We start from the raw sequence: 8239 nt of genomic DNA, 5'->3' as shown, positions 1-8239 counted from the left end.
CCGCCACCACCGCCACCGAAGCCGCGCCCGCGCCCCCCCCCCCCGCCCCCCCCCCCCCCCGCCCCCCCCCCCGCCCCCCCGGCCCCCCCCCCCCCCCCCCCCCCGGGGGGGGGGGGGGGCCCGGGGCGCCCCCCCCCCCCCCCCCGCCCCCCGTGTGCACCGGACGTCTATGCGATGCGGCCGTTCGGGACGTCGCCGACGTGGCGTCAGGAAGTCGTCCCCGGGTTCCTGGAGTCGGCCCCGGCCGGGACCGCGGCCGGCTCCGGCGCAGGCGTCGGCTGTCGCGTCCCGAACCCCCGCTCGGGGGTGTTACCCAGGTCACGTACGGCATGTTCCCTGCGGTGTTACGCCTCCTGCATGCGGGACCGCCGGAACGGGCTTCGCGACGCCGGGAGGGAAGCGGCCGTGCGACGGCGGACGAAGGTGACCCCCGCGGCGGCCCCTCTGGTCGGGACACAGGCCGCTGCTGGTGCCGCGCAGGTGCCCCTTCCGTGAGCATCGCCCGGCGCCTCCTTGACTATCTGACATGCAGCGTGCAATATATTGCATATTAAATGTCTCGGTAGTTCGACTGAAGTGGCTTGGGCGTGGTGGACGTCATCGACACGCGGCGTTCCCCGGAAGGCCGGCGGAACACGCGGCCGAAGCCTGCCGTACGGCAGACCGGCACCTCCGCACGCCTGGAGAGGGGAGTCCGCTTCCGTCGCACCTCGACGGATCCCGTTGTCCCCTGCGGGCCGGCCGGCCCACCCGATCGTGACCGAAGGTCCCGCATCGTCCTCAGACACGACTACCAGGGTCGTCCGCCCGCCGGATCACCCGGAACCCGTCACCATGACCAACTCGTACAGCTCTCAGACCAGGATTTCGGGATTGATGTATGACACGGGGAAGTCCGGTCAACCGGATGAGCCCCTTCGATTCTCAGTGCTGGGTCCCGTGCGTGCGTGGCGCGGTAAGGAGTGCGTGGACCTCGGGCCGCCGCAGCAGCGAGCCGTACTCGCCGTGCTGCTTCTCGCCGAGGGCGTTCCTGTCTCGGGGCAGGAACTCATCGACAGGGCATGGGACGGGAGGGCACCGGGTTCGGCGATCAGCTCGGTCCGTTCCTACATCCACCGCTTGCGCAGCCTGGTGGGAGCATCCGTGATCCAGACCGTCGACAGCGGCTACCAGACGCGGCTGGGCGACGGCGATCTCGACCTCACCTCCTTCCGCAAGCTGACCGCCCTCGCCGAGCGGGCCGCCTCACGACGGGACCACCCGACTGTCGTCGCGGCACTGCGCGAGGCCCTCGGCCTGTGGAAGGGACCGGCGCTGGCCGGCATGCACGGGTGGTACGCGGATGCGCAGCGTGTCCGGCTGGAGGCGCTGCGCACGGCTGCCCAAGGAACCTACCTGGCGGCGGAACTCGACCTCGGCGCTCACGCGGAACTGGTCTCGCAGCTGACCGAGCTGGTGAACGGCGACCCGCTGAACGAGCGGTTCCGGGAGATGCTGATGGTGGCCCTGTACCGGTCGGGGCGCCAGGCCGCGGCTCTCGAGTCCTACCTGCAGGCACGCGACCTGTTGCAGGACGCACTCGGTGTCGATCCGAGCCCGGCCCTGCAGACGATGTACCAGCGCATTCTGCGGGCGGACCAGACCTTGCTCGTCGAGCGTGACCGGGCGCACGCCGGCACGTCACCTGCCGCACCCGTGAACCGTGATGAAGCCATTCGGCTGCCGTACGGCGCCCTGGCGGCTCCCGCTCAGCTGCCGGCCGACCTGGCCACCTTCGTCGGGCGCGAGGAGGCCATGAAGGAGGCATGGAGGCTCACCCCGGACATCGGTGCGGAACCGTCCGCGGCGATGCTCAGTGTGGTCACCGGAATGGCGGGCGTGGGCAAGACGGCTTTCGCGGTTCACTGGGCCCGCGCCGTTGCCGACCGATTCCCCGACGGCCAGCTCTATGTCAATCTTCGGGGATTCGACTCCTCCCACACACCGCTGACCGCGAAGCACGCCCTCCGCGCCTTGGTGGAAGCTCTCGGAGTTCCGTCCCACAGCGTTCCCGAGGACGTCGACGCGTTGGCGGCACGATTCCGTACCGTGCTGTCCGGCAGGCGCGTCCTTCTCCTGCTCGACAACGCCCGCGACGCGGCCCAGGTCAGGCCGCTGCTGCCCGGGATGCCCGGCTGCCTGACCATCGTGACGAGCCGCAACCAGCTGACGGGCCTGATCGCGTCGGACGCCGCCTGGCCGATCCGGCTGGACGTACTGTCGGCCGAAGAGGGACGGAACTTCCTCGCCCGTCGCATCGGCGAGGAACGGGTCGCAGCCGAACCCGAGGCCGTGGAGGTCATCATGGAGCAGTGCGGCCGGCTGCCCCTGGCCCTCTCGATCGCGGCGGCCAGAGCCGCGTTGCGCGCGACCTTTCCGCTGGCCAGTCTGGCGGAGGAACTGCGTGAGGGATGGGGAAGCCTCGACTCCTTCACCGACGCGGAGCCCGGCAGCACGACTGACGTACGGGCTGTCTTCTCCTGGTCCTACAAGGCGTTGACGCCCGCCACGGCCCGGCTGTTCAGGATGCTGTCCCTGCATCCGGGCCCCGACATCTCGCTGGCCGCCGCCGCAAGCCTCGCGGGCCTCACTCGGCCGCACACCCGGCAGCTGCTGGCGGAGCTGGTCCAGGCGTGCCTGGTCGAGGAAACCGCACCGGCCCGGTACGCCTCGCACGACCTCCTGAGGGCGTACGCCCGCGAACTCCTCACCGCCACCGACACCCCGAAGGACGAGGAGGCGGCCATGTGCCGGATGCTCGACTACTACTTGCACAGTGCCTTCGCCGCCGGACAGCACATGGCGCCGGATCGGTACACCATCCGGTTGCACGAGCCGACGGCGCAGGTGTTTCCCGAGTCCTTCGCGAACACGGAGGAGGCCATCGCATGGTTCACCTCCGAGCAGGCCGTCCTCATGGCACTCATCGCGCAGACCGAGGGGCGCCGCATCGACGAGTACGCCTGGCGACTGGCCTGGTCCATGGAGGATTTCCTGGACCGCAGGGGTCTGTCGAGCGAGTCGGAGGCCACTGAGCGGACCGTGATGAAGGCCGCTGCGCGACTGTGCGATCCCACCGCCCGCGCGTACGTCAGCCGGGGGCGGGCCCGATGACCGAGGACGCCGTGCCGAGCCGCCGGGCACCGGTGCCGTGCTCGACGCGCATGCGGTGAGGCCGGCCCGGCGAAGGCCGCGCCGACGGCGGTCGCCGCGGCCCGGTGGCGGTACCGAGCGAGGGTGAGCGGGAGAGGGTCCCGGCCCGGATGCTCGCCGCGACGGTCCGCGCCGTCTCCGCCCGGTCCACGGCTCGTGCGCCGGGTGGTCCGCCGGCCGCCGTACACGGCGCTGCCGGCGCGTCGGGTACGGCCCGGTGTCCGGCCGTGCTCCGAACGGTGCGGGACGACCCGACGGCACAGGTCCGTCGCGGCACGTCGGCGCGGTGGCGTTACGAAGTGGTCGTCCTCTTGATGAGGGACGCCAGGATCGCGTCGCGGACGCGGTCGGACAAGGACCAGTCCACGGTGCCGTTCAACTCGCTGATCATGGTGATGACGACGCCACTGCTCGCGGCCAGGATGGTTTTCGCCGCGTCGGCGGGCGGCAGGACGAGTTGGTCGGCAGCACCTTCCAGCACGTTGAACAGCATGAGCTCGACCTGCGAAACGACCCCGCACTTGTAACCGGGTTCGACGCGTGCGTAGAGGTGCGCGTAGAACGCGGGGTGCTCGACACCGAATCGGACATGTGTGTCCCAGGCCTGGGCGATCGCTTGGATCGGGTCGCTGCTGGGCGATGTCCGCCGTTCCTCGAGGAAGCGGTGGAAGCCGTGACTGACGACCTCGTCGAGCAGGCCCTGCTTACTGCCGAAATGGTGGTAGAGCGTCGGTGCCTGGACGCCTGCCGCCTGGGTGATCGCGCGTGTCGTCACGTCACCGCCCTGAGCCGCTTGCAGCAGGTCGGCACCGACGACGAGGAGCCTGTCCCTGGTGGATACGTTTTCGTCCATCCAAAGATTGTAACATCGATACAACTAGGTTCGGGGGGTCAGTTCTGCCCTCTCGACGGAGAGGCGTCCGTCTCCGTTCACCTCGCCGGATCTGCTGTGATCAACATTCGGTGCGGAGTCGTCGCCTGTTGTCCGGGCGTATTCGACGACCCCTTGATGTGGTGAGGGAGGGCTTTCCTGAAGGGGTGAACCTGCGAATGTTGCAGCGCTATAGCTTCCGTATTACTATAGCGACGTTACATCGGAACGGCCCCGAAGGCCGCTGATCGGTGAACCCGTCGTGACGGGCCGAAGGAGACAGGCATGCAGTACTACCAGGTGTTCATCAGCGCCGAGCAGACCTCGCAGGCGTTCCGGATCCTCGACGCGCTCATGGAGAAGCAGCTCGTACTGGGCGGTCCGGTCGTCGGCGGGCCGGCGAAGTTCCTGTGGAACTTCAAGGAGAGCGACGTCCCGGCGGGGCTGCGCGAGCACAAGTTGCTCACGCTCGAGCAGGACTACAACTACCTCATCACGTACACGCGGGAGGACCTCAAGGACGAGCTCGTCGAGGTCGCCGAGTCGGCGTCGCTGGAAGAGGTCTGCATGATCTCGATGCTCCCGATGGAGGTCAACAGGTCGCTCCGTGACCTTCTCGACGCCACTTTCGAGGGGCGCGACGGCGGGGGCCGGCCGGAGCCGGTCGACGCTGTGGCGGCGCTGACGTTCGTGCCGAAGGCGGAGGTCCCTTCCCGCACGAAGAGTTCGACGGGCCCTGTGGGAACCCGCCGCTGAGCGGGGCACGGAGGGTGGCCGCCGGTGAGTCCCCGGTGTCGCGTCCCCGCCCGGGAGGCGGGGACACGACACCGGGGACGGCGGGCCCGAGGCCGGCCGGCCGATGTGGTGGCGGGCTCCTGCGCGCGGGACCGGTGGGCGACCCGCCGTACGTACGTCACCGGGAGAAGTCCGCGGGGGTGAGCGGACACGGCCCGAAGGGGGAGTCTCGCGGTGCTCGACCCCATCGAGTGGCATGTAATATATTGCATGCTACATTATCGATGCTGCAGTCCGAAGCGGCCGAGAGCGCCTGCTGCCCACATGTCGGACGAGTGCTCGCCGCCCCGGTGCCGCCGGACCGGCGCACGGCTGCCCGGAAATCTCCGCAGCCGCCGGGAAGCCACTGTCCGGCCGGTGAAAGGCCGTCGCCAGACCCTTGCGTGACCTTCCCACCCCGACGCGACAAAGGATCCCCTCATGTCAGCCGAAGTGTTTCCGCTCGATCACACAGGTCGTTCCCTCCATGAAGACATCGCCGAACTCCAGTCGCTCGGCCCCGCGGTCCGGGTCGAGTTGCCGGGCGGCATCGTCGCCTGGTCGGTGACGAGGCATGAGAGGTTGAAGCAGCTTTCCGACGACGGACGGCTGTCGCGGGACGCGCAGCGGCACTGGCCCGGACTCCCGGACGTTCCCGACGGCTGGCCACTCGCTCCTTTCCTCATCTCGCCCACCGTTCTCAACGCCTACGGGTCGGACCGCCATCGACTGCGGGAGATCATGGAAGGGGCGTTCACCCCCGAACGCCTGGAAGCGCTGAGGGAAAATCTCGGGAAACGGGTTCCGCTGCTCCTCGGCTCCCTCGGGACTTCCGGCTCCCTCGTCGACATACGCGCGGAGTACGCGCAGGTCATCGCCTGCGAAACCCTGTGTGATCTTTTCGGTGTCCCGGAAGCGGAATGGTCCGAGGCCACGGAAGCCATGCGGAACCTCCTCAGCCCCGCCGAGGACGCCGACCAGGCGAACGCGCAGCTCGAGTCCGCGATGGGATACCTCGCAGCGCTGCTTGCGGGGAAGAAGGACCTCCCCGGGGAGGACATGGCGACCACGCTGGCTCAGGCCGGGATGACGGATGAGGAGCGCGTGCTGGCTCTGGCCGTCACCATTGCCGGCGGTGTTCCGGCGACCACCGAACTCATCACGAACGCCGCGTACAACATGCTCCGGCATCCGGAACAACTGGCCGCCGTGAGGAGTGGCGAGGCGACATGGACGGCGGTCGTCGAGGAGACGCTGCGCCGCGATGCCCCCGTGCAGCACATGCCTCTCAGGTACGCCGTCGAGGACATCGATCTCGGCGAGGGCACGGTGATTCGCCAGGGCGACCCCGTCCTCATGGGGTTCGGGGCGGGAGGACGCGATCCGGAGGTCCACGGGGACACGGCAGATGTCTTCGACGTGCGCCGCGTGAACAAGGAACACGTGGCATTCGGCCATGGAGTGCACTACTGCATCGGCGCACCCCTGGGACGCGTCGAAGCCTCAGTGGCTCTGCAGGCTCTTTTCACCTACTTCCCGCACATGGAACTGGCTGAACCGGACGAGGAGCCGCAGCCTCTGCCCACATTCGTCTTCAACGGGAAGGCCGGACTGCCGGTTCATCTCTGAGGGCCGCGCCGGAAACGGCGCGGCGTCGGAGGACGGTGCCGGGCCGGGACGAAAGCCCCCGGTCCGGCGGCCCCGGCCGATGACCGCGCCGCTCGCCCGTCGTTCGCCCGACGGCGAACGAGCCGGCCTCGCCGGAGGGAACTCACCGCAACCCGCGCCGCTCGCGCAGGTTCGCGGCCTCAGGCCGCAGGCGTGATCAGCCGGTCGGCGTCCCGCGGCGGTTCATCGTCGCGGGACGCTGTGCCGCAGCTCCGGAGAGCGCCGTGGAACCGGGGGCAACGCGTTCCAATAGCTCGTCAGCGCGGCAGCGGTGGAGGCGGGCTGTTGCAGGTTGGGGGAGTGTTGAGCATCGGCCACCACGGTGTGACGCGCGTTCAGCCGGTGCGCCATGTCCCTGAGGTCGGCTGTCTCCCAGGTGTCGTCGGCGTCCCCGTGGATGACGTGCTTCGGCAGCGGAACAGCCAGCAGGTCCGTCGTGCGATCAGGTTCGGACAGCAACTGGGCTCCTGCCACACGGAGCTGGGTGGGGTTCGTGCGCAGCCATCGCCGACGCAGATACTCCGCGTCCTCCCGAGCCGCCGGACGAAGCTTCTGCATGGTGTCCCACACCTCCTGCATCGTCATCGACTCCAGGGCGCCGAGAAGAAGCTCGAGCTGCAGCCGGCGTGCCTGCCCGACGCGTCCAGGCCCTGACGACAACAGGGTCAGCGAGAGGAAGGGGCGGTGATCCGCCAGCGCAGCGGCACGGGCGACGTGCCCGCCCATCGAGTGGCCGAGCAGATGTACCTCCGTGCCGAGCGCCTCGGCCTGTGCGATCACGTCCTCGGCCAGGGCCTCCTGCCGGTAAGCGTCCTCGGACGCCGGTCCGGTGGTCCCGTCCTGGCCGCGGCCGTCCACGGCGACGACCCGGTAGCGCTCCCGCAGAAAGGGCGCCAGCAAGGGGATGAACTCGTCCTTGCTGCCGGTGTAGCCGGGCAGCAGAAGCACGGTGGCACGCGCCGTCGAGGCGGATCCGCCTTCCAGAACGGAGAACTCCCCGCGCCGGGTACGGAGAGTGGCCCGGTGGATTCCTTCAGGAAGGGGGTGGAACGTCGCAGACAAGAGGGATTCCTCGGTATCGCTCGGTGAACGCACAGACCTTACCCTCCGTCGGGCGGCCGCGACTCTCACCGGACCCCCTCCGCGCGTACGGGCCGGGCACCCGCCGCTGCCCGTACGCGCGCACCCGGCATCGACGACCACAACGCGGTCGTCGACACCCGGCGGTTGCCGGAGGCTTCACCGCCGAGCACGGCATCCGCCGGAATGTCCTCCCGGAGCGGACGGCCCCGCGGACGGCCCGCCCGGGGACTCCGCTTCCTCGCACCCCGGCCGGCGCGGGCCGCTGTCCCCCACGCGCGGTCAGCCGGTGATGTCCCGGGCCGCCTTGTCGATGATGTCGGAGACGGCGCGGGGCTGGGAGACGGTGACGGCGTGGGAGGCGTCGATCTCGGTGATGCGGGAGTGGGCGCGCCGGGACATGAAGCGCATGGAGTCCGCGGGTATCGCGAGGTCCTGGGTGGTGATGAGGCTCCAGGAGGGGATGGTCTTCCAGGCGGCCTTGGTGGCGGTGTCGTCGAGGGCCGCGGAGGTGATGGGCCGCTGCGTGGCCGCCATCAGATCAGTGACATCACCGGGGACGTCGGCGGCGAAGACGGAGCGGAACTTGTCCTGCTGGATGTACAGGTCGGAGGCGGTGCCGCCGCCGGGCCGGGGGACGGGCACGGTGTGGAG

6 protein-coding genes are annotated in these 8239 nt (G+C 69.6%); 3 read left to right on the top strand and 3 right to left on the bottom strand.

What is annotated here, in order from left to right; all coding sequences use genetic code 11:
- Positions 1-966 precede the first annotated feature (966 nt).
- The gene (locus ACH5AO_RS37045) at positions 967-3153 is read left to right on the top strand and encodes a BTAD domain-containing putative transcriptional regulator (protein WP_398932528.1); all 2187 of its coding nucleotides are present in this window, start codon (positions 967-969) and stop codon (positions 3151-3153) included.
- Positions 3154-3484: 331 nt separating this feature from the next.
- On the opposite strand, the gene ACH5AO_RS37040 is transcribed toward ACH5AO_RS37045, so the two are convergent.
- Complete coding sequence (locus ACH5AO_RS37040; protein ID WP_398932526.1) at positions 3485-4045, bottom strand: TetR/AcrR family transcriptional regulator; 561 nt, start codon at positions 4043-4045, stop codon at positions 3485-3487.
- A gap of 303 nt (positions 4046-4348) precedes the next feature.
- On the opposite strand from ACH5AO_RS37040, the gene ACH5AO_RS37035 reads away from it, so the two are divergent.
- Both ACH5AO_RS37035 and ACH5AO_RS37030 read left to right on the top strand, forming a co-directional pair.
- Positions 4349-4819: a hypothetical protein gene (locus ACH5AO_RS37035; RefSeq protein WP_398932524.1), complete on the top strand. Its 471-nt coding sequence runs from the start codon at positions 4349-4351 to the stop codon at positions 4817-4819.
- Positions 4820-5278: 459 nt separating this feature from the next.
- Positions 5279-6466 carry a cytochrome P450 gene (locus tag ACH5AO_RS37030; protein ID WP_398932522.1) on the top strand — a complete coding sequence of 396 codons (1188 nt, stop codon included), beginning with the start codon at positions 5279-5281 and terminating at the stop codon, positions 6464-6466.
- 222 nt (positions 6467-6688) lie between these two features.
- Here ACH5AO_RS37030 and ACH5AO_RS37025 read toward each other — a convergent pair whose 3' ends face one another.
- Positions 6689-7453: an alpha/beta fold hydrolase gene (locus ACH5AO_RS37025; RefSeq protein WP_398932520.1), complete on the bottom strand. Its 765-nt coding sequence runs from the start codon at positions 7451-7453 to the stop codon at positions 6689-6691.
- A gap of 414 nt (positions 7454-7867) precedes the next feature.
- The coding region (locus ACH5AO_RS37020; RefSeq protein WP_398932518.1) for an alpha/beta hydrolase at positions 7868-8239 on the bottom strand (372 nt) is incomplete at its 5' end.

It is taken from the genome of Streptomyces sp. NPDC018964 (assembly GCF_044390325.1).
Classification (GTDB): Bacteria; Actinomycetota; Actinomycetes; order Streptomycetales; family Streptomycetaceae; genus Streptomyces.
Note: the sequence above shows the minus strand (reverse complement) of the source record. Positions and strands in the feature narration are given on the sequence as shown.

Excerpts from the sequence above, each read along its gene's own strand:
- ACH5AO_RS37040 (WP_398932526.1), bottom strand. The coding sequence starts at position 4,045 with ATGGACGAAAACGTATCCACCAGGGACAGGCTCCTCGTCGTCGGTGCC.
- ACH5AO_RS37035 (WP_398932524.1), top strand. The coding sequence starts at position 4,349 with ATGCAGTACTACCAGGTGTTCATCAGCGCCGAGCAGACCTCGCAGGCG.
- ACH5AO_RS37030 (WP_398932522.1), top strand. The coding sequence starts at position 5,279 with ATGTCAGCCGAAGTGTTTCCGCTCGATCACACAGGTCGTTCCCTCCAT.